The sequence below is a fragment of the Candidatus Fukatsuia endosymbiont of Tuberolachnus salignus genome, from assembly GCF_964030845.1.
GTDB lineage: Bacteria > Pseudomonadota > Gammaproteobacteria > Enterobacterales > Enterobacteriaceae > Fukatsuia > Fukatsuia symbiotica.
Map to the genome: position 1 here is coordinate 1945852 of NZ_OZ034983.1, position 26919 is coordinate 1972770.

Consider the following 26919-nt stretch of genomic DNA (forward strand, 5'->3'; position numbering starts at 1 on the left):
GTGGCTGAGCATCTATTTTGGGTAGCAGCATTAGCACTGGCGATGGTGCGACCATTTGGTATGTTATTGATTTTACCTTTGTTTACTGCTCGTAGTCTGGGTAGTAGTTTACTGCGTAATGGTTTAGTGGTGGCGATTGCTTTACCCATGACGCCGTTGTTTGTTTCATCGCCATTGATTACTTCCGGCTCACTGATCGCCTGGTTTTCACTGGTGTTGGTCGAATTATTGATCGGGGTGATCATTGGTTTTTTTGCCGCTTTGCCGTTTTGGGCGATAGATATGGCCGGCTTTTTGATAGATACCATGCGCGGTGCCACTATGGCGACCTTGCTTAACCCGACGATGGGGATGCAATCCTCTATTTTCGGTATTTTATTCACCCAGGTTTTATCCGTGCTGTTTTTGATCTCTGGTGGTTTTAATCAATTACTTTTGGTGCTGTACGGTTCTTATAAACTGTTGCCTCTTGGGCAAGGGATCATGCCTTCTGCATCCTTTTTTACCTTTATTAAAATACAGTGGAGACTCATGTTTGAACTCTGTATGACTTTTGCCTTGCCTGCATTATTGGTGATGTTATTAACAGATTTAGCCTTGGGGTTAATTAACCGCTCAGCACAGCAACTTAATGTTTTTTTTCTCGCTATGCCGATCAAAAGCGCGATGGCCCTATTTTTATTACTTATTGGTTTGCCCTTTGCGTTCCACCATTATTTGTCTCAAATTGATAATATTGAGCAAGATATGGGTAGGATCATTCAGTCATTAAGGAGTAGTGAATAGTGGCTGAAAAAAACGAACAACCCACCCCGAAAAAAATTAAGGACGCCCGTGAAAAAGGACAGGTAATTAAAAGTGTGGAAATCACTTCGGGTGCACAGCTGGTAGTGGTGTTGGTCTATTTTATGTTGACGGGTTACGATCTGGTCGATCAAGTCGCTGCGTTAATTATGAGTAGTATTGAACAACTAAATCAGCCGCTCAATATTGCGGCATTGCGTCTTGGTTCAGAAGCAACGTCACTGCTGGTGCATGTGACAGGTATTTTGGGCGGTGCCTTAGTATTGATAACCTTATTGATGGGGATTGTCCAAGTGGGCCCCTTATTGGCAACCAAGGCGCTTTCTTTTAAAGGGGAGAGGATTAATCCTATCAGTAATTTGCGTAATTTAGTGTCATTACGTAGCCTGTTCGAATTGGCGAAATCATTAACTAAAATTATTTTACTGTCATTAATTTTCGGTTATTTACTCAGTCGTTATGCTCCTACCTTTGGCTATTTATCCTATTGTGGCAGTGCCTGCGCCGTTCCGGTATTTGGTACGTTAATGAGCTGGCTGCTCGGTTCATTAATTGCCTGTTATTTATTGTTTGCTCTGCTCGACTATTCTTTTCAACGCCATAGCGTGATGAAGCAGCTAAGAATGTCGAAGGAAGAAGTTAAACGGGAACATAAAGATACCGAGGGCGATCCCCATATCAAACAGAAACGGCGGGAATTGCAACAGCAAATACAGAGCGGTAGTTTGGCGTCCAATGTGAAGCGATCAACCGCTGTGGTGCGTAATCCCACGCATTTTGCCGTTTGTTTGTTTTATCATCCAGAAGAAGCGCCTTTGCCCGTGGTGATCGAAAAGGGACATGCTGAGGTGGCAAGAACCATTATCAGGCTAGCGGAACAAATGGAGGTGCCAGTAGTAGAAAATGTGTCGCTAGCGAGGGCATTACATAGTGATGTCAATTGTGGTGATGTTATCCCCGAACATCTGTTTGAACCTGTCTCCGCATTATTGCGGATGGTATTGCAATTGGATTACCAAGCTGAGGAAGAGGAAGAGGGATGAGTGAGCAGGTTTGCACCGTTGATTGCCGCCGTTGGTGTCGGCTGAAGAGAGCTGGGTGCATCAGTGGGGAATAGAGGCATCGTCTGTACTAAGGTTTCTATCTCGGCAGCAGTTATTTCCTCTTCCTCTGTTCGTATTTTTTCGATTTTATTTTCCGAGGAGGTGAAATAGTTTTTAATGGTAATAGCATCATAGGTATTTCGCCATCTGATCATAATTTGCAAATTATCTTTATTTCTTTGAAAAAGCATTTCTTCTCTCCATATCGCTCCACTCAACAACAAGGTATCAGTACCGCCGCTGTCTTCAATTTCATCATAACCATCACCACGGGCAAAATGATAGGTGTCATCTCCGTTAGCGCCAAATAATTTATCGTCTCCAAGGCCACCGATAAATGTTTTTTTTCCTGCGCCCGTGGCGATTAAAATATCATTACCTGCACCACCGATTAAGCACCGATCGCGTTCACTGATATCAATGATAATATCGTCACCGTCCAACGCATCAAAGGTATTGTCAGTGAGGACTACTACGCCAGATAATCTAATGATGTCGTTCCCTTCTGTCGCCTGCATGTCACTCTGTGTCTTATCAAGATAGGGTTGTTCTTGTTGGTCAACATTTAATTGATAAAAACCTCCTGATTTATCCATCAAGGCAATATGGCGATAACTGGCATCACGCATAAAATTTTTAATACGTATTGCCATATCGACATTATTATCTGGATCAGCAATCGCTCTGCTCAAAAGAATATCGTCACCGTCTCGGTCAATTTTATTCAGTTGTTCAATAGATAGGTTATGTAGTACCAACAGATCTAATTGAGGATCGGGTTGGGTGTCCTGGTTATCGAGGGTTATTTCTCGGCGCAAGGTAGCCCGGTTTGGCGAAATTTGATTGCTGTAAATATGGTAGATATCCGTCCCAGCATCTCCTTTCAATCTGTCATTGCCGTAGCGGCTGTATAATTGGTTATTTTGTTTATTCCCTTCCAGGTGATCATTAAAGGCAGTATCTTCAGCCATCAACTGGACAAAGCTGGGCAAGACCACCCTAGTACCCGCCACCGTTACCTCTCCTGGTTGCTCCATATACTGTTGTTTTAGATGAATAAAACCGTTTGTTGTGGGGGTGTTGAAAAAATCGAGGCTGCTTTTTCTGTGATCATAAGTCACCCTATATTGTGCTTTGAATGAGGGTGAAAATGGCCAGCAGTTATCTTCAGTATTCCACTTTATGACTGATGGCCATTCAGGGAATAGCTGCATGCCATCACGGGTTGATAAAAGATACTGTTCGGGTTGATAAAAGATACTGTTTAACCTGCTCAACCTGAGTTTCGTCATTATCAGCGAGCCGATAGACATCCTGTAATCTCAAAATCGTTTCTGTACCATTATCGTTTTGCAACAATATTTCAATTCCGTAGCGCCTGCTTTTTGTATTAAGCCCGGTTATCCTTTTGTCTGGCTTAATAAATGTGACGGCCTTGATGTGATCAACGTGATAATCGAGCATGATATTACTAACTTCTTGCCTGGATGTTTCTTGCGATGAGCTTTCATCAATATTGATAACACTCAGATCAGTTTTTGGGTTTTGCAAAATATGGTAGGTATCTATTCCGTTACCCCCGTCAGCGAAGCCTCTGGCTAATACCAGGATATCATCGCCATCGTTACCATAGACCCCCTTTACCATCGAGATGGTTGCTCTCTTGATTACCGATCAGAATATCGTTAGTCTCAGCATGCCCAACCGCATGTTCAATATTATCAATACGGGCAATTAAAGCCTCTTGTTCGTGATAGCGAACAGTACCCAGTTTGAGATCGATGTTATAACCTGTGCCTGCCGAAGGTTTGCTGTCAGCAATAATAATATTGCCATGACTCTTGCCGCCATTGAGTTTGCTGGCTGTTGTCGGTGCTGCCGCGCCTGTGAGGTAAAAAACATCAGCTAATTGACCACCGGTGTAGTCTTTACTGCCTGCAGCCACTTGAAATATGTTTTTTTTGTTGGGGTGGCCAATGGCAACATCGTTACCGCCGCCAAGATAAAAAAGAATGGCACCTTCTTGTACCATCGCTCCTGCTTGTTGATCGGGCTGTCTCTGATCCGCACTGGTGGGTACTGCTAGCGTTTTTCTTACACTGGCCGTCAGGCCACCCAGTGGATCACTTGCATCAACGACATCATCAACATCATGCAGATTAGTTGGCGTAAAATAGTGATACTGGCTGCTTCTCTCTGAAAAATGAAGTTTAAAGTATTTATATTTATGATGATTACGGTACTCTGTTTTGACACGAGGTATATCTTCTGGGTATATCCTGTCCTGATTGGTGAGTGGCAGTATTCTCAGTTTATTTCTTTTTCGACCAATTATTTCATAAACGAATAATATGCGATAGTTATTTTTTTGCAGATCAAAATCACCGCGGCTGTAATAGACTGTATTGATACCGCGTGTTGATGTGTTGACCATTTTATCTGCGTATTCATCTACAATGCGATCATAGTATGCACGCGCATTTTCCCTGGTCTGTTCCCTCTGTATGCGATTTTGCACCTCGGCTCTTGGCCCTGCTCCCCAGAATAATTGGACATAATTATCTATTTTTTCAGAGAAAGTTAATCGGGTATATTTTTCGATTGTCCGAAGTGTGCGAATAGCAGCATAATTTTGTGTTACCACGGTAATCGCCATGCTAATGGCAATCGATGCTGGCGTGGCGATTACCGCTACTCTGCCTCCTGCTGCTAAAGCAACACCACTGCTGATGCCGACAGCGGCATTGATTGTAGAAAGGGAAGCATTAACGATAATATCACGTCGGACATCGGGATTAATTTCTGATGACAGTTGGGAAAATAAACGGGCAGCGTTGACGATGTCTAGACTACTGGATAAAAGCCCTAAGGTTGGGGCAGCAAATTTAGTTAATTTAGTCGCCGTGTGAATACTGATCTGCCCGGTGCGGGAGCCGAACAGTTTGATCCCAAGGTGGGTGTGGCCAGCCCGAATAACGTGATTGGCGGATTGTAAGCGAGCGAGATAGCGATTCATACCAGTCAGACTGATATCCTGTACTTTATCTAAACCCATAGATGCGATAGTAATGTTTCTTTCAAAGATTAAATCTTCCCTTTGCCTTTTTGTCAGATCATTACGTGTTAACAGGCTGCTATATTGAAAAATGCCGGATATTCCGCTCCAGTAACCGTATTTTTTCATTATTTTGTTAGCATAGTGGTTCATTTGTCTGATCTGTTGCCAGTCAGTCCGTTTTTTATGCAATGATGACCATAATGTATCCGATGTAGCGTCGATTTGTGTTGGCTTGGTGTCGGCATCTACCAACAGTTTCGTTAGCTTAGCCAGCTCAGGAAACCTTTCCTTGGTCGTATCGATATTGACCTTAAAAACCTCAACGGGATACTGACCCTCTACCTGCGTTAATCCCCAGTGTTCCGCTCGAGTTGTGCTACCCCAAACGCTATTTTTTCCTGCCAGGTATTGCTGTACAGCGGCATAAAGTGCTCGCATATTATCGTTAGGATCTGAACCCGTGACGCGCATTTCCCCGATATTGGGTGCGTAGAGCAACGAAGTGTATTGTTCACCTTGCTGCTGATGGGTCAGTGCCAGGACATGGTTACCCACTTTTAATAAATAATGACCGGTCTCTCCGTTAAAAGCCGCTATCTGCTGGTGGGTAAAAAATGGTTGATTGCCTAGTGTTCTTTTTATCTGATTAAATAACTCACGCAAGTGATCTGTTTGTTGTGTTTTTTGCTGTGAAAGAAGGCTATCGGCTCTTTGTTCGTTTAATGCGGTATGAATTTCTAATCCTGTCAAAAACTGGTTTGCCGTTCTCTCTCCTTGAGAGCGGGCATCAAGCCATGCCAGAGCTAAGGTTGCAGTGTGCGAAGGTGTTTGGTGAGAGGTATGAGATGCCTTGTTGTCGGTATACAGCCCCTGTAAGACAAGTCGTGTGTCGATTTTTACCCGCGGTTCGTGATTATTTCTTCCCGCATCTATCAGAGCCACGGCTCCTTCAGTTTGTATCTCATTCCAGTGTTGAATCTGTTGCAGTGCTGCTTGACCACTTAAACCTGACTGAGGAGAAAGGTCTTGGAGTTGCAGCCCATGATGTACATTTTTACGCCAGGCTAAATAATGTACTTCATTAAAGGCGGTCAGTATGACGCGTTTGATGTCCAACTTACCGTCATGTTGGTGGAAAAAATCAGTGAGCAAAAGGTAATCTTGCGTATCCAGTGAATGATATTTTTTGTTACCTGATGCTAAATTATCTACCAGAATAATAATTTTCTCCAATCGTATCGCCATATTATGGGTTAAGGACAAATCAGTTAGATCGAGATGCTGACCTTGTACGGGATTATCGAGGAGGTAACTTCTGGTTGTATTAAAGGTATCGCGATAAAGTTCTTTTGCTAGCGTCGGTTGTTCGATCGCAATAGGCGTGATCACTTCGGCGAAATCTGCTACAGCAACGGGGAAGAGTGCTTGATTAATTTGCTTTTCCAACTGTAAAAAAGCTGCACGACGACGATTAGAATTCGGATTTTTTTCAATATAAGTGCGTATTTGGTTTTTCAGGATAAAGGCCGTTTCGACACGTTCGGTACCTCGAGTGCGATGAAGCTTGTACAGGGAAGTAAGAATATTTTGATATAACGTACCTATGGGTTTCAAGGGTACCCTCGCTTCTTTCAACAGTTGATCACGAGACATCACCCGTCGAAATCCCATATCTGAGATGCTTTCTGTTTTAATAAGCCAGGAGTGTTTTCTATCCTCTTCGGTATTCGCATTAAATTGCTCAAACACATCACCGCTAAAGGGGAGTGTTGGATCGCTTTCATGTGATAACTTTTGTAAAGCACGTTTTACTGCGCCTGGCCCACTAATACCGATGGTTGCTTTTGCTTCGTCGGCAAGACCATCCAAACGGTAATCCATTGCCAGGAAAAGCTGAGGATCAGCATTCCGTGCATAACCATAATCGTGCTCGAATTTACTGGCGTACTCAAGACCTTTTTTTTGGCTAATATCACTGCTTTGCTTAATATTAATCAGTCCAGCTTCTGACAAACGGCGATAATTGTTGCCTATTTGTCGCAGCACCTCGGTTAAGGATCGGCTGTTAGCCGGTGCTACAATAGCGGCATTCGAGGTACCCCATAATATTTTTGCCAGTTGAATACCGTCTGGCGGTAATTTTTGTTGCCCTAATGCTTGGAAGAAATGACTTGGTGAGTGACCGACACTTTGGAGAAAGGTACGCAGCCTATTGACGAGAGCGGCATGTTCTGTACTTTGCCTGGCAAATTCGGCAGCATAATTGTGATATTGATTCGCATTAGCCAACGCCTGCCGATGGGGAAAATCTGCCTGTAAATGTTCCAGTACTAACTGTGTTTTCAGAAGATTGACACTGCCTCTCACCTGCAAGTGTTCAATTTTTGTCGTTATCTCTGCGGGGAAGGGGAGGGGTTTCCATTGAGGTAAAAAATCGATGTCAAAGTAGGCGCCTCCCTGCTGATGCAGTATCTCTAGTCGTAAAAGATCGGAAGCCGCCGCGAAGTTTTGTCGTAAAGCCAGTTCCTGATAGTAGTATCTTTTATCTATCCCTTGCCACGCCAGGCTATTAATGTCTTGCAGTACATAGTCTGTACCGGCGTTAGCGATGAAATGATCGAAAGAAGCCTGATTATCAGATTTGATACGCTCAAGCTTTTCTGCTGATCCTGCTAAATGGGTACAGATAAAATGGGACGCAGCCTGATCAAAGGTTTGATGACTCAGTGCGAGACTGATTTCTCTGTGTGCTTGATTTTGCAGTTGAATGACTTTATCAACCCAATCTCCTTCACCGATTAAGGTATCTTTGGCGGCAAAACTTTTTATCTGTCGACCCAGTTCACTCGCTAATAGTGCTTGAGGATCATACCAGACTTTTATTGTGTAACCCTGCTCACCGCCATTGATGCCGCCCCAGGCCTGAATATAGTCTTGTTGTATGCCACCCAGTTTACCTAACCAAACGAAATGTAAATTTTTGACGATATCTTGTCGTTGTGCAGAGGGGCTGACATTAACGGGATAAGTCATGAGCCTGTCTCCAAGAGACTATTTGCAATAGTCACGTACGTAAACCGCAACCACGGTTGATCAAATACCAGACAAAAGCATAAAAAACAGCAATAAAGGTGGCCAATACTGCAATGGTAACAGTCAGTGACATTTCAGCAACGCCGAGAAAACCATAACGAAAACCGCTGATCATATAAACGATCGGGTTAAGTTTGGAAACTGCTTGCCAGAAGGGAGGCAATAACGTCAACGAATAGAAGACACCTCCCAGATAAGTCAGTGGGGTGAGAACGAAGGTAGGCATCAGGCTAATATCGTCAAAAGTTTTAGCAAATACGGCATTTAACAAACCACCCAGCGAAAATAAAATCGCGGTTAGCAGTAAGATCAAAGCCAGCATTGACCAGGAATGCACCCGTAATGGCACAAAAAATAGAGAGATCAGCGTCACCAATATGCCGACGATAATCCCTCGTGCTACCCCCCCTCCGATGTAGCCAATAATGATGATATGTGTTGGTACGGGTGCCACCAGGAGTTCTTCAATATTGCGTTGATATTTGGCATTGAAGAATGATGCTGCAACATTCGCGTAAGCGTTAGTAATAACCGCCATCATAATTAACCCTGGGACAATAAATTGCATGTAATCAACGCCGCCCATTTCACCAATCCTTGGACCAATCAGACTGCCGAAAATAACGAAATAAAGTGACATGGTAATAATCGGTGGTACGAGTGTCTGGATCCAGATGCGACTAAAACGCGTAATTTCTTTGATCCAAATACTTTGTAATGCAATCCAACATAAGCGGATCATATTGTTTTCTCCCATCCCTTTTATTGATCAGGCTTATTGAGCAGGTCAACAAATAGTTGTTCTAAGCGGTTTGTTTTATTGCGCATACTTTGTATCTGAATACCCTGTGAGCTGAGTTGGCTAAACAGGCTATTTAGCCCTTGTTCACGTTTGACATCAACTTCTAGTGTAGAAGTATCCTGCAAACAAAAGCGATAACCCGCTAACTGCGGCAGTGGGCTTTTGGGTGCCAGATCAAAAATAAATGTTTCCGATTCTAGTTTATTCAATAGCTTCTTCATTGAAGTATTTTCCACTAACTCCCCACCTTGGATAATACCAATATTGCGGCACAGCATTTCTGCCTCTTCCAAATAATGTGTCGTCAGAATAATGGTTGTTCCCTCGGTATTGAGTTCTTTTAGAAAGCTCCACATGGTGCGTCGCAATTCGATATCCACTCCGGCAGTCGGTTCATCTAGGATCAGCAATTTGGGTTTATGCATGAGTGCGCGAGCAATCATTAAACGGCGTTTCATCCCGCCGGATAAACGGATAGCACGTTCGTTACGCTTGTGCCAAAGATCGAGATGCCCGAGATATTTTGCTGCTCTTATTTTGGCTTGCTTGCGAGTGACACCGTAATAACCAGCTTGAGTTGTAACAATTTGTAGCACAGTTTCAAATGGGTTGAAGTTAAACTCCTGTGGTACTAAGCCAAGCTGATGTTTAGCATGAACAGGATTTTTATCAGTATCGTAACCAAACACCTGAACTTTACCGGCTGTTTTGTTAACCAGAGAGCTAATGATACCGATGGTTGTGGATTTACCCGCCCCGTTTGGGCCAAGTAGAGCATAGAAATCTCCTGCTTCGACCTGCAAATCGATACCTCGTAGTGCTTGTACCCCTCCTGAGTAGATTTTGGTGAGTCGGGATAATTCCAGTGCGTAAGCCATAAAAAGACCTTATTTAATGAATATTTCTTGGCTATAGTATATAGCGTGGTTTAGGTAACATGATTGTTTTTATTAATTCATATCAATGTATTAATGTAAATCTTTGCAATAGACTTCTTGCAAGACCGCAGAGAGTGCTGCGAAGTCAAAGCGCATGGAGCGCGGTGCGTGCTGTTGTTAACCCTCATGTATTTGCAAATAAGTTGTTGCGTTCGCTACCTCTTGATAACATCCTACGCCAATCCATTTATTACAGGTCATTTCCATCGATGAAAGAAATAACAGATCTTCTCGCCAATAATCAAACTTGGTCAGACTTAGTGAACAAAGAAGATCCAGGGTTTTTCACCGGTCTTGCTCAAGTGCAAAAGCCCCGCTTTCTGTGGATTGGTTGTTCCGACAGTCGTGTACCTGCAGAACGCTTGACGAGTCTGAAGCCAGGAGAATTGTTTGTTCATCGTAATGTTGCTAATTTAGTGATTCACACCGATTTCAACTGTCTGTCCGTAGTGCAATACGCAGTCGATATATTAGCCATCGAACATATCATTGTGTGTGGTCACTACGGTTGTGGCGGTGTTAAAGCGGCGCTAGAAAACGAGGAGAGAGGGTTGATCGACAATTGGCTACTACATATCCGCGACCTTTGGTATAAGCATAAAGATATACTCGGTACACTGCCTGTGGAAGTTCACCCCGATAGGCTGTGTGAAATCAATGTGATTGAGCAAGTTTATAATCTTGGGCATTCAACCATTGTTAACTCTGCCTGGAAACGTGGAAAAAAAGTGGTGTTACACGGGTGGATTTACGGTATTAAAGATGGTCGTCTCAGTGATTTAAACATCTCCTCAACCAGCAAGGAAACATTGGAAATGAATTACCGTAAAGCTATTGCTACGCTACATAATAATACAGTGCCATAAATAGTCGGGTTGCTGTACAGCAAATAAAAAGCAAGATCCGTGAACAGGATACGTTGCGAGATAACTCTAACAATGATGAAAAAAATCACTTTGATTGCGTTAGTTCTTTTTTTTATTGGATTTTCCTCTATCACTCAAGCGTTGAGTCAACCGGAGGCAGAGGAATTTGCTAATCTGGCTGCTGTTTTCGTTTATCTGCAAAATGAATGTGGCTATAACAATTTGCCAAATGCCGATATTAAACAGGCTTTGGTTTATTTTGCACAACAAAACCGTTGGGATTTAAGTAACTATAACAGTTTTAATATGAGCAAGTTAGGTAACGACAGTTATCACGATCTCAGAGGCATTGCCATTTCAAGACAGAAAAAATGCCGCTTTTTAGCACGTAGCTCATTGGTACCGTTGTCTCACACTAAGTAAGATCCCGTGGATTATCCCACTACTTGAAATTCCGTCGTGCAACATCCAGCAAAGTTGGCTATCATACTGCGCTTATTTTTATAGCAGTTACCTTTTTATGGTATTTACCGTCAGCAGAGGAGCTAAAGATGTCAGCAACAGAGTTCTGGCGTGAAAGGTTACATAACAACGTCGGTCAATATTTTTCAGTCGAAGAAAGGATATACACTGAAAAAACCGAACACCAGGATATCATTATCTTCAAAAATGCGGCTTTTGGTAGGGTGATGGCGCTCGATGGTGTGGTACAAACTACTGAGGGCGATGAGTTTATTTATCATGAAATGATGACTCATGTGCCGTTATTGGCTCATGGAAAAACGAAGAATGTATTGATTATCGGTGGTGGTGATGGTGGCATGTTACGTGAAGTCTGTCGCCATAAACAAATTGACAAGATTACTATGGTAGAAATTGATACCAAGGTCGTTGAGCTTTGCAAAAAATATTTACCCAATCATAGCGCTGGGGCTTATAACGATCGACGTTTTAAGCTGGTGATTGATGATGGGACTGATTTTGTTCAGAACACAGTAGAAAAGTTCGATGTGATCATCTCGGATTGTACCGACCCTGTGGGTCCAGGTAGCAGTCTGTTTACTTCTGAGTTCTATAAAGGTTGTGAGCGTTGTTTAAATGACGACGGTATCTTTGTTGCGCAAAATGGAGTCTGTTTTTTACAGGAAGAAGAAGTGATTAACAGCGACAAAAGACTGAAAGAGCTTTTTACTGATGTCGGTTTTTATCAGGCTGCTATTCCAAGCTATTACGGTGGTGTGATGACGTTCGCTTGGGCATCAAACAATTCGGCCTTACGTCAGTTAGATCTCACAACGTTGCAACAACGTTTTGCCACAGCTAACCTGGAAAAATGCCGTTATTATAATCCAACCATCCATATTAGCAGTTTTGCGCTGCCACAATATTTGCTTGATACACTGTCACCTAAATAAGGAATCAATAGACTTCTTGCAAAATCGACTGTGTGCAGCAGATTCTGCGTTACGTGGTGCTCGCAATTCTCATGTCCTCGCCTGTACACCGTGTTACTGGCACCAAGCGCTTTGAATTTGCAGTACTCGCTACGGTTTTGCAAGAAGTCTAATAAGACATGAGACCTCTTCCGAAATCGACCTACGTGATCCTGTGCTGCGTAGTCGATTTCGAAAGAGGTCTGTTAAATATCATATCCATGAGGAGATAAAATTGCATAAGCTTAAACTACATGGCTTCAATAATCTGACTAAAAGCTTAAGTTTTTGTGTTTACGATATTTGTTATGCTAAAACTGCAGATGGCCGTGCAGAGTACATCACCTACATTGACGAACGATATAATGCCGAGCGTCTGACCGAGATCCTGAAAGAAACCTGCTCGATTATCGGTGCTAACATTTTAAATATTGCTCCACAGGATTACGATCCCCAAGGTGCCAGTGTCACTGTATTAATTAGTGAAGAACCTATTGACTCAGGTGCCACTGATCCTGCAAAACACCTTGGATCATCGTCAAACTCAGTGGTAGCACATTTGGATAAAAGTCATATCTGTGTTCATACCTATCCGGAAAGTCATCCCGAAGACGAATTGTGTACCTTTCGTGCTGATATTGAAGTTTCTACCTGTGGTCTTATTTCTCCGTTGAAAGCGCTTGGCTATCTGATTCGTCAACTGGAATCCGATATTGTCACTGTAGATTACCGGGTACGTGGTTTTACTCGGGATACAACAGGCGTTAAACATTACATCGATCATAAAATCGATTCTATCCAAAATTTTATACCTAAAGATATAGAGGAATTATACAACATGGTAGATGTCAACGTTTATTCAGAAAATATCTTCCATACCAAGATGATGGTAAAAAATCTTGATTTAAAGCACTATCTGTTTGATGCCAAACTGGAACAACTGAGTGGGGAAGAGAAGAAGAGGATTAGTGACAGACTGTACAAAGAAATGCAAGAAATTTACTACGGGTGCAATTTTTCCTAGTTGTCATGGTTGTCATGACTTTATTAACCCGCCCAATAGGACGGGTTAATATCGATTATAGAGCAATCACATCTGCGGCTGAAAGTCCATGAGCGCCGTGATAAAGAGAAAATTCAACATGCTGATTCTCCTTTAACGACTTATTCTTAGTATTGGCAATAGCAGTTTTGTTGACATAAACATCCAACTCATCACCGTAGAGTGAAATAAAACCATAGCCTGCACCTTGATCAAACCACTTCACTCGACCCATTTTTAACATCATGATAAATTTCCTTTTCTTGGGCATCCTAACAAATTATTTTTATTTATTGTTTAGATGCAGTTGCCCATCCTAAAGTTTTCTTAATTAAACCTCTCGTGAGCAGTATTAACAGAAAAAACCCGCCTTAATGCGGGTTTCAAAGTTTGGTTACTCAGGGACACGCAACGTAGTCACGTTGTCATTTTATTTTCCTGATATAACTGAGACATCATTGTCAAATAGCAGTAACGTCTGCGGCGGCCGCCCCGCGAGGGCTATCCTGAATATCATACTCAACCCGCTGATTTTCCTGCAAAGTTTTAAAGCCTCCCGCTTGGATTGCAGAGAAATGTACAAATAAATCCTTCTCCCCATCGTCCTGTTCAATAAAGCCGAAACCCTTACCTTCATTGAACCACTTCACTTTACCCGTTTTCTTCGACATAATTTTTACCTTCAAATCTGAATAAATTTGCCACAAAAGCACATCGCTATTTTCAAGCAACTTGACCACATTGAGCAAGGTTACTTATGGGAGCTGTTTATTGGAGATTATCGAAGGTTCGTCTTTACAGCTGAATCAAAAAGATAACGATTTGGGAGGAACTGCTTTATTCTCTACTTCATACTCATAAATAGCTCTGCACTACAGGCCGGGCGTATTTTACCCATAAATATACCAAGAGTGCAACTATTTTATTAGACTTTTTGCGAAACCGTAGTTCGTTATGCGAAGTCAAAGTGCCTGGAACGCAGCATTACGACAAAAAAGACCACCCGAAGGTGGTCAATGATTTTACTCTTTATTTTTATTCGTTATTAGATAATACTTTTTTCACCGCATCACCAATTTCTGCCAGACTACGGACTGTTCTTACTCCCGCTGCGGCTAACGCAGTAAATTTATCTTCTGCTGTACCTTTACCACCGGCAATGATTGCACCTGCATGTCCCATACGCTTGCCTGGTGGTGCAGTAACACCTGCAATATAGGCAACCACAGGCTTCGTAACATGCTCGGCGATGTAAGCAGCGGCTTCTTCTTCCGCATTACCGCCGATTTCACCGATCATAACAATCACTTCAGTTTTTTCGTCCTGCTGAAACAAGTTAAGAATATCAATAAAGTTAGATCCCTGGATCGGATCACCACCAATACCGACACAGCTTGATTGACCTAGGCCAATATCAGTGGTTTGTTTTACTGCTTCGTAAGTCAAAGTACCAGAACGAGAAACGATACCGACTTTACCGGGCAAGTGTATATGTCCGGGCATGATACCGATTTTACATTCACCTGGTGTGATCACCCCTGGGCAGTTAGGGCCGATCATGCGTACATCACTTTGATCCAGCTTGGCTTTTATCGTTAACATATCTAATGTTGGTATGCCTTCGGTAATACAGATAATTAACTCGATACCTGCATCAATCGCTTCTAGAATCGAATCTTTACAGAAGGGTGCCGGTACGTAGATAACTGATGCTGTAGCGCCTGTTTTTTCGACTGCTTCACGGACAGTATTAAACACAGGTAAACCTAAATGCTCTGTGCCCCCTTTACCCGGTGTTACACCGCCCACCATTTGAGTACCGTAAGCGATCGCTTGTTTGGAGTGGAAAGTCCCTTGACTACCAGTAAAGCCCTGGCAAATAACTTTAGTGTTTTTATCGATTAAAATAGACATTATTTAGTCCCCACTGCATCAACAACTTGTTGCGCGGCATCTGTCAGGCTAGTGGCAGCGATGATATTTAAACCGCTGTCGGCTAATTTTTTGGCACCCAATTTGGCGTTATTCCCTTCAAGACGCACCACCACCGGCACTTTAACACCCACTTCACTCACTGCCCCAATAATGCCGTCTGCGATCAGATCACAGCGTACGATACCACCAAAAATATTGACCAATACTGCTTTTACGCTGTCGTCCGACAAAATAATTTTAAAGGCTTCAGTGACACGCTCTTTAGTCGCACCACCGCCGACATCCAAAAAGTTAGCGGGTTTACCACCGTGCAGTTTTACGATATCCATGGTGGCCATGGCTAAACCGGCACCGTTGACCATGCAACCAATATTGCCATCCAGTGCCACGTAGTTCAGCTCCCATTCAGTGGCATGAGTTTCACGTTCATCTTCCTGGCTTGGATCACGCATGTCACGTAATTCTGCTTGACGAAACAACGCATTACCATCAACCGATAATTTACCGTCGAGGCAAATCAAATCCCCTTGCTTAGTGATGACGAGGGGATTGATCTCAACTAACGCAAGATCACGTGTCAAGAACAACTCAGCGAGTCCCATAAAGATTTTGGTAAACTGAGCCACCTGTTTACCGCTCAGGCCCAATTTAAATGCCAATTCACGCCCTTGGAAGGGTTGTGGCCCTGTTAATGGGTCTAATGCCAGCTTATGGATCAATTCAGGTGTTTTTTCTGCCACTTCTTCAATTTCAACACCACCTTCAGTCGATGCCATAAACACCACACGGCGTGAAGAACGATCGACGACAACACCGAGATACAATTCTTTATCGATATCCGTGACCGCTTCAACTAAAACCTGGCGAACAGGCTGACCAGTGGCATCTGTCTGGTAAGTCACCAGATTTTTACCTAACCACTTATCAGCAAAAGCTTCGACAGCTTCTTTGCTATTCACCACTTCTACTCCCCCGGCTTTACCACGCCCGCCAGCATGTACCTGGCATTTAACTACCCATTTATTACCAGGGATTTTTGTGGTGGCGTCAGCAGCTTCTCGTTTTGTGCTACAAGCGTAACCAATTGGAACCGGTAAGTTATTTTTAGAAAATAATTGTTTTGCCTGATACTCGTGTAAATTCATGTTGTTTTATCCATATAAACGCTGGAAAGATGCCAAAAGCGCACGATCTGACACCCGGATTTTGCCTTGCCGATGATTTTTTTATATGTCGAGTAGCAAACGAATGGGATCTTCCAGTATTTCTTTTACTGTAACCAGGAAGCCTACTGATTCTCGACCATCGATCAAACGGTGATCATAAGAAAGTGCCAAATACATCATAGGAAGGATCACCACCTGACCATCGACCGCCATCGGACGATCTTTAATCGTATGCATCCCGAGGATCGCACTTTGTGGCGGGTTGATGATCGGTGTTGACATCAAGGAGCCGAATACGCCGCCATTGGTAATGGTGAAATTACCGCCGGTTAATTCTTCTACTGTTAGTTTGCCATCACGCCCTTTTACTGCGAGTGCTTTGATTTGTTTTTCAATCTCTGCCATATGCAGGGCGTCAACATCACGTAGCACGGGGGTGACCAAACCTCGTGGCGTGGAAACCGCAATACTGATATCAAAATAGCTGTGATACACCACATCTGTACCATCGATGGAAGCATTCACTTCTGGGTAGCGTTTTAGCGCTTCAAGCACTGCCTTGATATAGAAAGACATAAAACCTAAACGAACACCGTGGCGTTTCTCAAAAGATTCGCCATATTGTTGACGCAGATCCATAATTGGCTTCATGTTGATTTCATTAAAGGTAGTCAACATGGCGGTATTGTTTTTTGCTTCCAGCAAACGTTCAGCGACCCGTTTGCGCAGACGTGTCATTGGTACCCGCTTTTCACTGCGTTGACCTAGCACAGGGATGTCAGATTTTATCTTTGATTCCGTTGAGTTTTTCCGATGGGCTAAACATTGATCGACATCTTCACGTGTGATACGACCACCGACACCACTGCCTTTAATTGTACTGGCATCCAGATTATGCTCTGCTATCAAACGACGAATGGCAGGGCTAAGCGTATCGTTAGCCACTTCTGTTGGGTTAACGGGTTGATCCTGAGTGATATTATTCTCGGTCTTCTTTTCTGGCGGTTTCTGTTCTGTTGTTTTATTTGAACTATCACTTGAAAGAATAGAGCCAACAGCCTGTTTCGCAGTCACGGTGGCCCCTTCATCTTGTAAAACATCACCCAAAATACCCGATTGGCTGGCCGGTACTTCTAAAATCACCTTATCAGTTTCAATTTCTAGCAGAATTTCATCACGCTGGACAGCATCGCCTGGTTTTTTATGCCAGGTGGCCACTGTCGCATCAGCGACGGATTCAGGTAGATCAGGAACCAAAATCTCTACGCTACTCATATCTCTCCATACCTTGTTATTAAATGTTTAGCTACTCAATGTTCAGCGCGTCATTCACCAGATCTCGTTGCTGTTTCTGATGTACTGACATATAACCCACGGCCGGTGACGCCGAAGCGGGACGACCGGCATAACGTAAAGAGGCATCATGTGGTATCACTTCGCGGAAATTATGTTGGCTACAATACCAGGCTCCTTGGTTGAGTGGCTCTTCCTGACACCAAACAAAATCACGTACTCCAACATATTTTTTCAGCAACAGTTCGATGGCTTCATGTGGAAACGGATAAGGCTGCTCGATACGTATAATGGCGACATCTGTTTGATTATTTTTACGGCGCTGTTCCAATAAATCATAGTAGACTTTGCCTGAACACATAACGACACGTTTGACCTCATTCGCTTTCAATTTATCAATTTCATCTATTGCGGGTTGGAAACAGCCACTAGCCAACTCATCAAGAGAAGAGGTAGCCAATGGATGACGTAGCAATGATTTCGGTGACATGACCACCAAGGGGCGGCGCATACTACGCAAGGCTTGACGACGCAGCATGTGATAAACCTGTGCGGGTGTTGACGGAATACACACTTGCATATTTTGTTCAGCACAGAGCTGCAGATAACGCTCCAAACGCGCCGAGGAATGTTCAGGGCCTTGCCCTTCATAACCGTGCGGCAATAGCATCACCAGACCACACATCCTGCCCCATTTTTGTTCGCCTGAGCTGATGAACTGGTCGATAACCACCTGCGCTCCATTGGCAAAGTCACCAAATTGGGCTTCCCAAATAGTCAGGGTGCGTGGCTCAGCTGTCGCATAGCCGTATTCAAAGGCCAATACCGCTTCTTCTGATAACACGGAATCCCATACTTGAAACTCGCCTTGTGTCTTCTTGATATTCGCTAATGGTACATAAACAGAGCCGTTTTCCTGGTTATGAACAACGGCATGACGATGGAAAAAAGTACCGCGTCCGGCATCTTCACCAGATAGACGCACAGGAATACCTTCATCAGCCAGGGTAGCGTAGGCCAACGTTTCCGCGGCACCCCAGTCAAATGCTTTATTTCCTCCCGCCATTTCGGTGCGATCACTGTAAATTTTAGCGACGCGGGATTGCATTTTGACTTCCAGCGGCACTTTGCTAATAGACTCGGCTAGCTCTTTTAAACGTGCTTTGTCGACTTTATTGGGGTATTTGGCGTCCCATTCGTGATTGAGATAAGGAGACCAAGTGGCAGAGTTCAATGTCATCGGACGCCATTCTTCGACGACGCAATCACCGCGATCCAAAGCATCACGGTATAAATTGACTCTTTCCGTCGCATCTTCCTGATTAATTATTTTTTGTTCAATTAGCTTATCAGCATAGATTTTGCGCGGAGTGGGGTGTTTTTTGATTTTCTGATACATAACCGGTTGTGTCGCACTGGGCTCATCCGCTTCGTTATGGCCGTGTCGACGATAACAGACGAGATCAATCATCACGTCGCGTTTAAATTCGTTACGAAAATCTAATGCTACGCGGGTGACAAAGGCAACAGCTTCAGGATCATCAGCATTAACGTGAAAAATCGGCGCTTGTACCATCTTGGCAATATCGGTGCAATATTGTGTAGAGCGGGCATCTTGCGGGTTAGAGGTAGTAAAACCAATCTGATTATTAATCACAATACGTACGGTACCTCCCACTTCGTAACCACGAGCCTGTGACATATTCAGTGTTTCTTGCACCACACCTTGGCCAGTAATTGCAGCATCCCCGTGAATAGTGATCGGCAGTACCCCATCACTTTGTGTTTTATCCAGACGATCACGACGGGCACGTACCGAGCCTATCACTACCGGGCTGACAATTTCTAAATGGGATGGGTTAAAAGCTAACGCGAGGTGAACCAGGCCGCCGTCTGTTGTTATATCAGATGAAAAGCCCTGGTGATATTTAACGTCACCGGTGCCCAAATTTTCTTTATGTTTACCGGCAAATTCATCAAATAAATCGTCGGGTCTTTTACCCAACACGTTGATAAGAACATTTAAACGCCCACGATGAGCCATGCCTAGTACGACTTCACGGGTGCCGTTTTTACCGGCATAACGGATCATTTCTTTTAGTAAAGTGACCAGTGAATCACCGCCCTCCAATGAAAAACGTTTAGCGCCTGGGAACTTTGCTCCAAGATAACGTTCTAGACCTTCAGCTGCAGTGAGTTCGTCGAGAAAACGGCGTTTTTCATGTTCTTCGAACATAGATTCACCCACTACTGATTCAATGCGCTGTTGGATCCAGCGTTTTTCTTCAGTATTGGTAATATGCATGTACTCAGTGCCGATCGAACCACAGTAAGTCTGCTTAAGAGCATCATATAGATCAGCTAATTTCATGGTTTCTTTGCCGATAACAAAAGAACCGACATTAAACGTTTCCTGAAAATCGCCTTCAGTCAAATGATGATAGGCGGGATCAAGATCAGGAACAGGTTCTTGTTGCCATAAACCAAGGGGATCAAGATTTGCGTGTTGGTAACCACGAAAGCGGAAGGCATTGATCAGCTGCAACACCCTGACTTGCTTAGCATCAGTATCAGGATCGCTAATCGGGGAGTGATGACGAGTGGCATTTTGTGCCAGACGGCGGAAATAATCACGTGTTTGCGAATGAAGTTGATCAGGTTTTCTTTCCGTCGTCGTTGGCAGTTGATTAAAAATCATACGCCAACTATCGTCAACGGAAGCAGGGTTGATTAAAAAATCTTCATAGAGCTGTTCTATATAAGACTGATTCGCGCCAGCCAGATAGGAGGAATCCAGCCAAGCCTTCATGGTGCCGTTCTGCATTATGATCCCTTAAAGTTTTGAAGCTTTAGTTTTCACTGTGGTTAATATCTACACCGTTATTAAAACGGCTCACCGGAGATGCTCATGCCAGATTAAGCAAGAGGTCTACTGTTTGTTATACACTTTACTCTGTTAGAACCTATTCGAAATCTCTTGTGCTCGCCGTGTTTTGGTTAAGTCATTCGCCAAAAACACGCTCAAAATGCTCACTCACTCCTTTTTTGTTGTATACAAAGAGTAATCTACGTCTTTTCACCCATTTTTTCCTCTTCTGAGCACAGAGAAAAAGATTTGGAACAGGCTCTTAGTACTACGCTATTATGCACTGCGCTGCAGCAACATTGACTTAATGTGGCCGATTGCCCGCGTTGGATTAAGACCTTTAGGACAAACACTGACACAATTCATAATACTGTGGCAGCGAAAAACGCTAAAAGCGTCGTCTAAATCATCCAAACGTGATTGTGTTGCCGTGTCCCTGCTATCGATCAGGAAACGATAGGCTGCCAGTAACCCTGCGGGACCAACAAATTTATCTGGGTTCCACCAAAATGACGGACAGGATGTTGAACAACAGGCACAGAGAATACATTCATACAATCCATCCAGTTTTGCTCGTTCTTGCGGCGACTGTAAATGTTCGCGCGCCGGCGGATTTTTGCCATCATTGAGCAGATACGGCTTGATTTTCTCGTATTGAGTATAAAACTGCCCCATATCGACCACCAAATCACGCACCACCGGTAAACCCGGCAGTGGACGAATGACGACCTTTTTATTACCTCTCGTCAGCGTTGATAAGGGCGTGATACAGGCTAGGCCATTTTTACCATTCATATTCAGACCATCAGAGCCACAGACGCCCTCACGACATGAACGGCGGAAAGCCAAGGTCGGATCTTTTTCTTTTAATTGGATAAGTGCATCCAGCAACATCATATCCCGACCCTCTACCGTTTCCAGGCTATAATCTTGCATATGTGGTGCATTATCTACATCTGGATTGTAACGATAAATTGAAAATTCGAGTTTCATCACCTATTCCTCTGCAACCGGTTAACTCAATACAGAATTCATGCCGCATCGACGGCGCTTTCGCTCCCCTGATTCAAGTTCCCTCGATCCTCAAGTCGTCTCAGTAAGAGCGTACTTTTGGCGGAAAGGGCGCGCGTAGCTTTGGCTGCATATTCACTTCACGCCGTGTCATGCTTTCGGTTTGTGGCATGTATAATGAGTGACATAGCCAATTAGCATCATCACGTTCTGGAAAGTCGAAACGACTATGGGCGCCCCGACTTTCAGTGCGGAAATTGGCCGATACGGCTGTTGAAAACGCGGTTTCCATCAGATTATCCAGTTCAAGACACTCAATACGCTGAGTATTAAACTCGCTGGAGGTATCATCCAAACGCGCATTTTTCAGACGTTCACGAATGTCTTTCAGTTCGGCTAACCCTTTCGCCATTGCATCCCCTTCACGGAATACAGAGAAGTTATTTTGCATGCAAGATTGTAGATCTTTGCGGATTGTAACGGGATCTTCGCCAGTACGGGTACTCTGCCAACGGTTCATCCGTTGCAAAGAAGCTTCAATATCAGATTCACTGGCATCACGGCTTACACCTTGTTCCTGCAGTGATTCTTCTAAATGCATACCGGCGGCACGACCAAATACAATGAGATCCAGTAGTGAATTACCGCCGAGACGATTAGCCCCATGTACAGAAACACAGGCAATTTCCCCCACGGCAAACAAACCTGGTATCACCACATCCTCTCCTTTTTCATTAACGGTAATGGCCTGACCACTGACTTTTGTTGGAATACCACCCATCATATAGTGGCAGGTGGGAATAACCGGAATGGGTTCTTTTACTGGATCTACATGTGCAAAGGTGCGTGATAGCTCAAGAATACCTGGCAGACGTGATTCCAGTACTTCTTTACCTAGGTGATCCAGTTTTAACTGAGCATGTGGCCCCCAGGGACCGTCACAACCGCGACCCTCGCGGATTTCGATCATGATGGAACGTGCTACCACATCACGCCCTGCCAAATCTTTGGCATTAGGGGCGTAACGTTCCATAAAGCGCTCGCCCTGCTTATTCAGCAGATAGCCGCCTTCGCCGCGACATCCTTCAGTGACCAATACGCCGGCACCAGCGATGCCTGTCGGATGAAACTGCCACATCTCCATATCTTGCACCGGAACACCCGCACGTAACGCCATACCTACGCCATCGCCGGTATTAATGTAAGCATTGGTGGTAGATTGATAAATACGTCCAGCTCCCCCAGTAGCCAAGATAGTGGCACGTGCCTTAAAATAAACTACCTCGCCGCTTTCGATGCAAATGGCAGTACAACCAACGATAGCATTGTCTTGATTCTTGACCAGATCCAGTGCATACCATTCAGAAAAAATGGTAGTGTGATTTTTTAGGTTCTGCTGATAGAGGGTGTGTAGCAAAGCGTGCCCTGTACGGTCAGCTGCCGCGGCAGTGCGTGCCGCCTGCCCGCCGCCAAAATTGAGAGATTGCCCACCGAAAGGACGTTGATAAATACGTCCATCGTCTAAACGAGAAAAAGGTAACCCCATATGCTCGAGTTCTAGCACTGCTTCTTGACCAGTTTTACACATGTATTCGATGGCATCTTGATCACCGATATAATCGGAGCCTTTAACGGTGTCATACATGTGCCATTCCCAATTATCTTCATGATTATTACCCAGCGCGACGGTGATACCACCCTGCGCCGATACTGTATGAGAACGAGTAGGAAAAACTTTAGATATCAGTGCACAAGATAGCCCCATTTGAGAAATCTGTAGTGCAGCACGCATACCGGCACCACCAGCGCCGATAACAACAGCGTCAAACGCTCTGACGGGCAGTTTCATTTAAATACCCCATATCACAATGGTTCCGTACAGTAAATAAACCAACAATGCGATAACGACCACCAGTTGTAATACCAGTCGTATCGCCAGAGGCTTGACATAGTCAGTAAGTACTTGCCACAACCCGATCCAAGCATGCACTAGAATCGAGAGCAATGTCAGCAGGGTAAACACCTTAGTGAGGGTCAAAGAGAAAAAACTGCGCCAAATTTCATAGGTGATATGCGGAACAGTGGCAATAAAGCCGAAGAGATAAAGAATGTATAAAAGAATAATAATTGCGGAAGCACGCAGTAACAACCAATCATGTACACCATTACGCCCTAACGCAGAGGCATTGCCTACCATAGAAGCACCCCAGCCAAAATTGATAGCACTAAGGTTAGCATCATTGCCACTTGGGCAGAGCGGGTACCTGTTGCTAAATTTTCTTCGATATAACCGAAATCCATTAATAAGTGACGTATGCCTCCACAAATGTGATAGGCAAGTGCGGTGAGTATTCCCCAAAAAATAAATTTGACCACGGGGCTACTCAGAATGGTAGCAGCTTGCATAAATCCTTCTTGAGAAGAAAGAGAAATACTCAACAACCACAGGAGGATACCGACGGCGGCGAAGGTGATTATGCCGGAGATACGGTGTAAGATGGACGCTATCGCAGTAACAGGCATTTGAATCGTTCGTAGATCCAAATTGACAGGTCTTTGTTTTTTCACGGTTTGCCTATACAGCTTTATATTATTTTATTTCTTCCGGCTCTGGATAAGGCTCAAGCAGCGCTAAGGGCAGAAAATCATCGAGGTAGTGTGTAAACAAACAGTATGCTTAAACGCTATGATCGCTATAACGCTGGATGTTCTTACTTCAGGGGAATCCGAAAACCCAGCGAGAGTATAAGGGGTTCACATTCTTATTACAATTCTCCCCTAAAATGATTGGTGATATTCCCCCTGAACAGTGATTAAGATCACGATTTAATCTGTGATAAGATTGACTCTTTAGAGAGCATAGTCTTTGTTATTCTGGAAGATGTACAATGCAACGGCAACGAGGGATCATAGGTAGGTTGGACCCGGTAGTATTGAGAATAGTATCCGCCGGTTAAGTCCACAGCCTTTGTACAATCTGCTGTGGTACTTGATGTAATAAAATTCTGACGGGCATACCATGCGCATTCACGGCCAATTCAGTTCGATTGATTGTGACCTTTTTAAAATTTATTGATTTTTATTACAAATTAAGATGTGCTGGGTATTTGCGCATTACCAAGGTGGCGTTAGTACCACCAAAACCAAAGCTGTTCGACATCACTGTGGTTAATTCACGCTTCGTCATTTCGGTAATGATGTTCATGCCTCGTGCCGCTTCGTCGATGTTGTCGATATTGATACTAGGGGCGATAAAACCGTGTTCAACCATTAGTAAAGTATAAATGGTTTCATGTACCCCCGCGGCACCTAAAGAGTGGCCGGTCAGTGCTTTGGTTGCTGAGATCGCTGGTGTGTGATTGCCAAAGACTGTTTCGATAGCACCTAATTCTTTCAGATCACCCAAAGGTGTGGAAGTGCCGTGTACATTGATATAGTCGATGGAGGTATCACCATCCATACCTGTCATTGCCATTCTCATGCAACGAACGGCGCCTTCACCGGAAGGTGCCACCATATTGTCACCATCAGAAGTTGCACCATAGCCAATGATTTCAGCATAGATATGAGCACCACGCTTTAACGCGTGTTCAAGCTCTTCAACTACCACCATACCGCCGCCACCGGCGATAACAAAACCATCTCGATCCTGATCGTAAGGACGTGAAGCTTTCTCCGGTTCGTCGTTATATTTGGTCGAAAGTGCACCCATAGCATCGAATTCACACGCCATTTCCCAGCAAAGCTCTTCACCTCCACCAGCAAAAACCACATCTTGTTTACCCAGCTGGATCAATTCAACGGCGTGACCGATACAGTGAGCAGAGGTAGCACAGGCAGAGCTAATGGAATAATTTACGCCCTTGATCTTAAAAGGGGTTGCTAAACAAGCTGAAACCCCAGAAGCCATCGCTTTAGTCACCATATAAGGGCCAACACCTTTCAAACCACGAGAACACATTGCATTGGAGCCGGCAACTTGATTTTTGGGAGACCCCCCACCAGAACCGACCACCAGACCACTACGTTCATTGGATATCTGGTCAGGTTCGAGGCCGGAATTTTCAATGGCTTCTTGCATGGCGAGGTAAGCATAAACGGATGCATGGCTCATAAAACGTGACACCTTGCGTTCAATCAAATGAATAGGATCGGTCTCGTATTTAATGTTACCCCATACCTGGCTCCGCATACCGGCATCTTTAAACTCTTGCGATGAAGTGATGCCAGAACGTCCTGCTTCCAAAGATGCTAGCACTTCCTTCTGGTTATTACCTATGCTGGAAATAATACCTAGGCCAGTGATCACCGCACGTTTCATTCAATACCTCTTCAAAATTTTATTATATCCGGGACGTTATCCCGCACTTTAGCGTACAGTTGTACGCTGAACAAGTCCGATCAGAATAAAATTCACTGATCACCTGGAACCTGTTTCATATTTTGCTATTGATTTCTCTGTCTGCTTAACGTGGCTTGATAGACCTTGAAGCGACCATTCTGCGCAAGGGTTTCATGGCTGCCGAAGGTGGCATCGAGCAGAGAGGGATAAGGCAAAAACGCATTCGCGACAATACGCAATTTTCCGCCGATATTGAGATGTGCCTTGGCACCGTGGATCAGCCTCTCTGTGGTGTGTAGGCTGGTTTGTAATCCTTCATGAAATGGCGGATTAGAGATAATGAGATCAAAACGACCGTCAATATCAGAATAAAGGTTACTGGCGATCACTTTTGCTTCAATATTGTTGATGATTAAAGTGGCACGACTGGCTTCGATCGCGGCAGCACTAACGTCGCTGAGGGTCAGCTTAATTTTGGGTGAATGTTTAGCCAAAATTGCGGCTAATACACCACTACCAGACGCGATATCCAACACGTTTCCTTCTAGATTTGGTCTGAAAGTGGAAAGTAGTAATTGGCTACCTGCATCCAAGCCATCACGGCTAAAAACACCTGGCAGAGTTTTTATTATCGTGTCACCAACCTGGTAGTTATGCCACCAACTATTATGATCAAATTCGACCTGTCTATCCAAGCGACCATAATAAAGTCCACAACGGCGTGCACGGTCAGTTTTTCTCAGTGTTGTCATAGGGGTCAGCATTTTTTCTACGCTGCGCACACCGCTACGGTTTTCTCCGATAATAAAAATATCGCTACCGATTGCTAGCAAAGAAAGTAGGTTGGACAGTTGAAATTCGGCTTCTTGTTTACTTTTTGGCCAGTAATAAAGTAACGTATTGCACTCTGCAATCATATTTCTACTTGCTAGTAGGCCAAATTGAACTTTTTCTTCTAAAGTATTTTTTAGTGCTTGCCAATGATGATACTGACTAGTGTGAACCTGCACTTTTGCTGCTTTGAATTGTGCTGGTAGGTTGTCTTGTAAATCACCGGCAAATAAAATAGAGCGTTGAGCAAATTCATCACGATGGCGCAGTATCATTTCACTGGCGGGGGTTAGTGTTGACATCAGAATTTTTCCTTAGAACCTGTTCGAAATCGTT

23 protein-coding genes are annotated in these 26919 nt (G+C 44.0%); 6 read left to right on the plus strand and 17 right to left on the minus strand.

Annotated elements, in window-relative coordinates; translation table 11 throughout:
• Entirely contained in the window at positions 1-786 is a 786-nt protein-coding gene (gene sctT, locus AAHH42_RS09385; RefSeq protein WP_072550241.1) for a type III secretion system export apparatus subunit SctT, read from the plus strand.
• On the plus strand, positions 783-1847 hold the full coding sequence (locus tag AAHH42_RS09390) for an EscU/YscU/HrcU family type III secretion system export apparatus switch protein (protein WP_342222053.1): 1065 nt from the start codon (positions 783-785) through the stop codon (positions 1845-1847). The genes sctT and AAHH42_RS09390 overlap by 4 nt, the downstream gene beginning before the upstream one ends.
• Here the strand turns inward: AAHH42_RS09390 and AAHH42_RS09395 are convergent.
• Genes AAHH42_RS09395 through AAHH42_RS09415 form a run of 5 tightly spaced genes read right to left on the minus strand, consistent with a single transcriptional unit; the run spans position 1817 to position 9738 of the window.
• Positions 1817-3199, minus strand: coding sequence for a calcium-binding protein (locus AAHH42_RS09395; RefSeq protein WP_342220980.1), 1383 nt, complete (start codon positions 3197-3199; stop codon positions 1817-1819). The genes AAHH42_RS09390 and AAHH42_RS09395 overlap by 31 nt on opposite strands.
• Positions 3126-3554: a hypothetical protein gene (locus AAHH42_RS09400; RefSeq protein ID WP_342220981.1), complete on the minus strand. Its 429-nt coding sequence runs from the start codon at positions 3552-3554 to the stop codon at positions 3126-3128. The genes AAHH42_RS09395 and AAHH42_RS09400 overlap by 74 nt, the downstream gene beginning before the upstream one ends.
• A complete protein-coding gene (locus AAHH42_RS09405; RefSeq protein WP_342220982.1) occupies positions 3532-7998 on the minus strand; it encodes a TcdA/TcdB catalytic glycosyltransferase domain-containing protein in 4467 nt (1488 codons plus the stop codon). The genes AAHH42_RS09400 and AAHH42_RS09405 overlap by 23 nt, the downstream gene beginning before the upstream one ends.
• Before the next feature lie 31 nt (positions 7999-8029).
• The gene (locus tag AAHH42_RS09410; protein ID WP_072550245.1) at positions 8030-8800 is read right to left on the minus strand and encodes an ABC transporter permease; all 771 of its coding nucleotides are present in this window, start codon (positions 8798-8800) and stop codon (positions 8030-8032) included.
• A 20-nt stretch (positions 8801-8820) separates the two neighbouring features.
• On the minus strand, positions 8821-9738 hold the full coding sequence (locus AAHH42_RS09415) for an ABC transporter ATP-binding protein (RefSeq protein WP_072550246.1): 918 nt from the start codon (positions 9736-9738) through the stop codon (positions 8821-8823).
• A 269-nt stretch (positions 9739-10007) separates the two neighbouring features.
• On the opposite strand from AAHH42_RS09415, the gene can reads away from it, so the two are divergent.
• From can to speD, 4 genes are all read left to right on the plus strand, one after another.
• Positions 10008-10664 carry a carbonate dehydratase gene (can, locus tag AAHH42_RS09420; protein WP_072550256.1) on the plus strand — a complete coding sequence of 219 codons (657 nt, stop codon included), beginning with the start codon at positions 10008-10010 and terminating at the stop codon, positions 10662-10664.
• 75 nt (positions 10665-10739) lie between these two features.
• The gene (locus tag AAHH42_RS09425; protein ID WP_072550247.1) at positions 10740-11087 is read left to right on the plus strand and encodes a YacC family pilotin-like protein; all 348 of its coding nucleotides are present in this window, start codon (positions 10740-10742) and stop codon (positions 11085-11087) included.
• A gap of 128 nt (positions 11088-11215) precedes the next feature.
• Positions 11216-12079, plus strand: a complete 864-nt coding sequence (gene speE / locus AAHH42_RS09430; protein ID WP_342220983.1) for a polyamine aminopropyltransferase — start codon at positions 11216-11218, stop codon at positions 12077-12079.
• Between the two features lie 253 nt (positions 12080-12332).
• Entirely contained in the window at positions 12333-13121 is a 789-nt protein-coding gene (gene speD, locus AAHH42_RS09435) for an adenosylmethionine decarboxylase (protein WP_342220984.1), read from the plus strand.
• Positions 13122-13176: 55 nt separating this feature from the next.
• Here speD and AAHH42_RS09440 read toward each other — a convergent pair whose 3' ends face one another.
• The 12 genes from AAHH42_RS09440 to rsmC all read right to left on the minus strand — a co-directional run bounded on the left by AAHH42_RS09440 (position 13177) and on the right by rsmC (position 26885).
• The gene (locus tag AAHH42_RS09440) at positions 13177-13386 is read right to left on the minus strand and encodes a cold-shock protein (RefSeq protein ID WP_083429655.1); all 210 of its coding nucleotides are present in this window, start codon (positions 13384-13386) and stop codon (positions 13177-13179) included.
• A 214-nt stretch (positions 13387-13600) separates the two neighbouring features.
• Positions 13601-13810 (minus strand): cold-shock protein, encoded by a 210-nt coding sequence (locus AAHH42_RS09445; RefSeq protein WP_072550955.1) that lies wholly within the window; start codon positions 13808-13810, stop codon positions 13601-13603.
• Positions 13811-14174: 364 nt separating this feature from the next.
• Positions 14175-15053: a succinate--CoA ligase subunit alpha gene (gene sucD / locus AAHH42_RS09450; RefSeq protein ID WP_072550956.1), complete on the minus strand. Its 879-nt coding sequence runs from the start codon at positions 15051-15053 to the stop codon at positions 14175-14177.
• Positions 15053-16219 carry an ADP-forming succinate--CoA ligase subunit beta gene (gene sucC, locus AAHH42_RS09455; protein ID WP_342220985.1) on the minus strand — a complete coding sequence of 389 codons (1167 nt, stop codon included), beginning with the start codon at positions 16217-16219 and terminating at the stop codon, positions 15053-15055. Before sucC ends, sucD begins: the two co-directional genes overlap by 1 nt.
• Positions 16220-16300: 81 nt before the next feature.
• Entirely contained in the window at positions 16301-17515 is a 1215-nt protein-coding gene (gene odhB, locus AAHH42_RS09460; protein WP_342220986.1) for a 2-oxoglutarate dehydrogenase complex dihydrolipoyllysine-residue succinyltransferase, read from the minus strand.
• Between the two features lie 31 nt (positions 17516-17546).
• On the minus strand, positions 17547-20357 hold the full coding sequence (gene sucA / locus AAHH42_RS09465) for a 2-oxoglutarate dehydrogenase E1 component (RefSeq protein WP_342220987.1): 2811 nt from the start codon (positions 20355-20357) through the stop codon (positions 17547-17549).
• A 318-nt stretch (positions 20358-20675) separates the two neighbouring features.
• Entirely contained in the window at positions 20676-21392 is a 717-nt protein-coding gene (locus AAHH42_RS09470) for a succinate dehydrogenase iron-sulfur subunit (protein WP_072550960.1), read from the minus strand.
• Between the two features lie 100 nt (positions 21393-21492).
• The gene (gene sdhA / locus AAHH42_RS09475; RefSeq protein WP_342220988.1) at positions 21493-23259 is read right to left on the minus strand and encodes a succinate dehydrogenase flavoprotein subunit; all 1767 of its coding nucleotides are present in this window, start codon (positions 23257-23259) and stop codon (positions 21493-21495) included.
• Positions 23260-23607: a succinate dehydrogenase membrane anchor subunit gene (gene sdhD, locus AAHH42_RS09480; protein ID WP_072550962.1), complete on the minus strand. Its 348-nt coding sequence runs from the start codon at positions 23605-23607 to the stop codon at positions 23260-23262.
• Positions 23601-23933, minus strand: coding sequence for a succinate dehydrogenase cytochrome b556 subunit (gene sdhC, locus AAHH42_RS09485; protein ID WP_240313892.1), 333 nt, complete (start codon positions 23931-23933; stop codon positions 23601-23603). The genes sdhD and sdhC overlap by 7 nt, the downstream gene beginning before the upstream one ends.
• A 559-nt stretch (positions 23934-24492) precedes the next feature.
• Positions 24493-25731: a beta-ketoacyl-ACP synthase I gene (gene fabB, locus AAHH42_RS09490; protein WP_072550964.1), complete on the minus strand. Its 1239-nt coding sequence runs from the start codon at positions 25729-25731 to the stop codon at positions 24493-24495.
• 125 nt (positions 25732-25856) lie between these two features.
• Positions 25857-26885, minus strand: a complete 1029-nt coding sequence (gene rsmC, locus AAHH42_RS09495; protein WP_072550965.1) for a 16S rRNA (guanine(1207)-N(2))-methyltransferase RsmC — start codon at positions 26883-26885, stop codon at positions 25857-25859.
• Positions 26886-26919 lie beyond the last annotated feature (34 nt).

What these genes read in the sequence shown, in the direction of transcription:
- AAHH42_RS09395 (WP_342220980.1), bottom strand. Translation starts at nt 3,199, where the DNA reads ATGACGAAACTCAGGTTGAGCAGGTTAAACAGTATCTTTTATCAACCC.
- AAHH42_RS09400 (WP_342220981.1), bottom strand. Translation starts at nt 3,554, where the DNA reads ATGGTAAAGGGGGTCTATGGTAACGATGGCGATGATATCCTGGTATTA.
- AAHH42_RS09405 (WP_342220982.1), bottom strand. Translation starts at nt 7,998, where the DNA reads ATGACTTATCCCGTTAATGTCAGCCCCTCTGCACAACGACAAGATATC.
- AAHH42_RS09410 (WP_072550245.1), bottom strand. Translation starts at nt 8,800, where the DNA reads ATGATCCGCTTATGTTGGATTGCATTACAAAGTATTTGGATCAAAGAA.
- AAHH42_RS09415 (WP_072550246.1), bottom strand. Translation starts at nt 9,738, where the DNA reads ATGGCTTACGCACTGGAATTATCCCGACTCACCAAAATCTACTCAGGA.
- can (WP_072550256.1), top strand. Translation starts at nt 10,008, where the DNA reads ATGAAAGAAATAACAGATCTTCTCGCCAATAATCAAACTTGGTCAGAC.
- AAHH42_RS09425 (WP_072550247.1), top strand. Translation starts at nt 10,740, where the DNA reads ATGAAAAAAATCACTTTGATTGCGTTAGTTCTTTTTTTTATTGGATTT.
- speE (WP_342220983.1), top strand. Translation starts at nt 11,216, where the DNA reads ATGTCAGCAACAGAGTTCTGGCGTGAAAGGTTACATAACAACGTCGGT.
- AAHH42_RS09440 (WP_083429655.1), bottom strand. Translation starts at nt 13,386, where the DNA reads ATGATGTTAAAAATGGGTCGAGTGAAGTGGTTTGATCAAGGTGCAGGC.
- AAHH42_RS09445 (WP_072550955.1), bottom strand. Translation starts at nt 13,810, where the DNA reads ATGTCGAAGAAAACGGGTAAAGTGAAGTGGTTCAATGAAGGTAAGGGT.
- sucD (WP_072550956.1), bottom strand. Translation starts at nt 15,053, where the DNA reads ATGTCTATTTTAATCGATAAAAACACTAAAGTTATTTGCCAGGGCTTT.
- sucC (WP_342220985.1), bottom strand. Translation starts at nt 16,219, where the DNA reads ATGAATTTACACGAGTATCAGGCAAAACAATTATTTTCTAAAAATAAC.
- odhB (WP_342220986.1), bottom strand. Translation starts at nt 17,515, where the DNA reads ATGAGTAGCGTAGAGATTTTGGTTCCTGATCTACCTGAATCCGTCGCT.
- sucA (WP_342220987.1), bottom strand. Translation starts at nt 20,357, where the DNA reads ATGCAGAACGGCACCATGAAGGCTTGGCTGGATTCCTCCTATCTGGCT.
- AAHH42_RS09470 (WP_072550960.1), bottom strand. Translation starts at nt 21,392, where the DNA reads ATGAAACTCGAATTTTCAATTTATCGTTACAATCCAGATGTAGATAAT.
- sdhA (WP_342220988.1), bottom strand. Translation starts at nt 23,259, where the DNA reads ATGAAACTGCCCGTCAGAGCGTTTGACGCTGTTGTTATCGGCGCTGGT.
- sdhD (WP_072550962.1), bottom strand. Translation starts at nt 23,607, where the DNA reads ATGGTAGGCAATGCCTCTGCGTTAGGGCGTAATGGTGTACATGATTGG.
- sdhC (WP_240313892.1), bottom strand. Translation starts at nt 23,933, where the DNA reads ATGCCTGTTACTGCGATAGCGTCCATCTTACACCGTATCTCCGGCATA.
- fabB (WP_072550964.1), bottom strand. Translation starts at nt 25,731, where the DNA reads ATGAAACGTGCGGTGATCACTGGCCTAGGTATTATTTCCAGCATAGGT.
- rsmC (WP_072550965.1), bottom strand. Translation starts at nt 26,885, where the DNA reads ATGTCAACACTAACCCCCGCCAGTGAAATGATACTGCGCCATCGTGAT.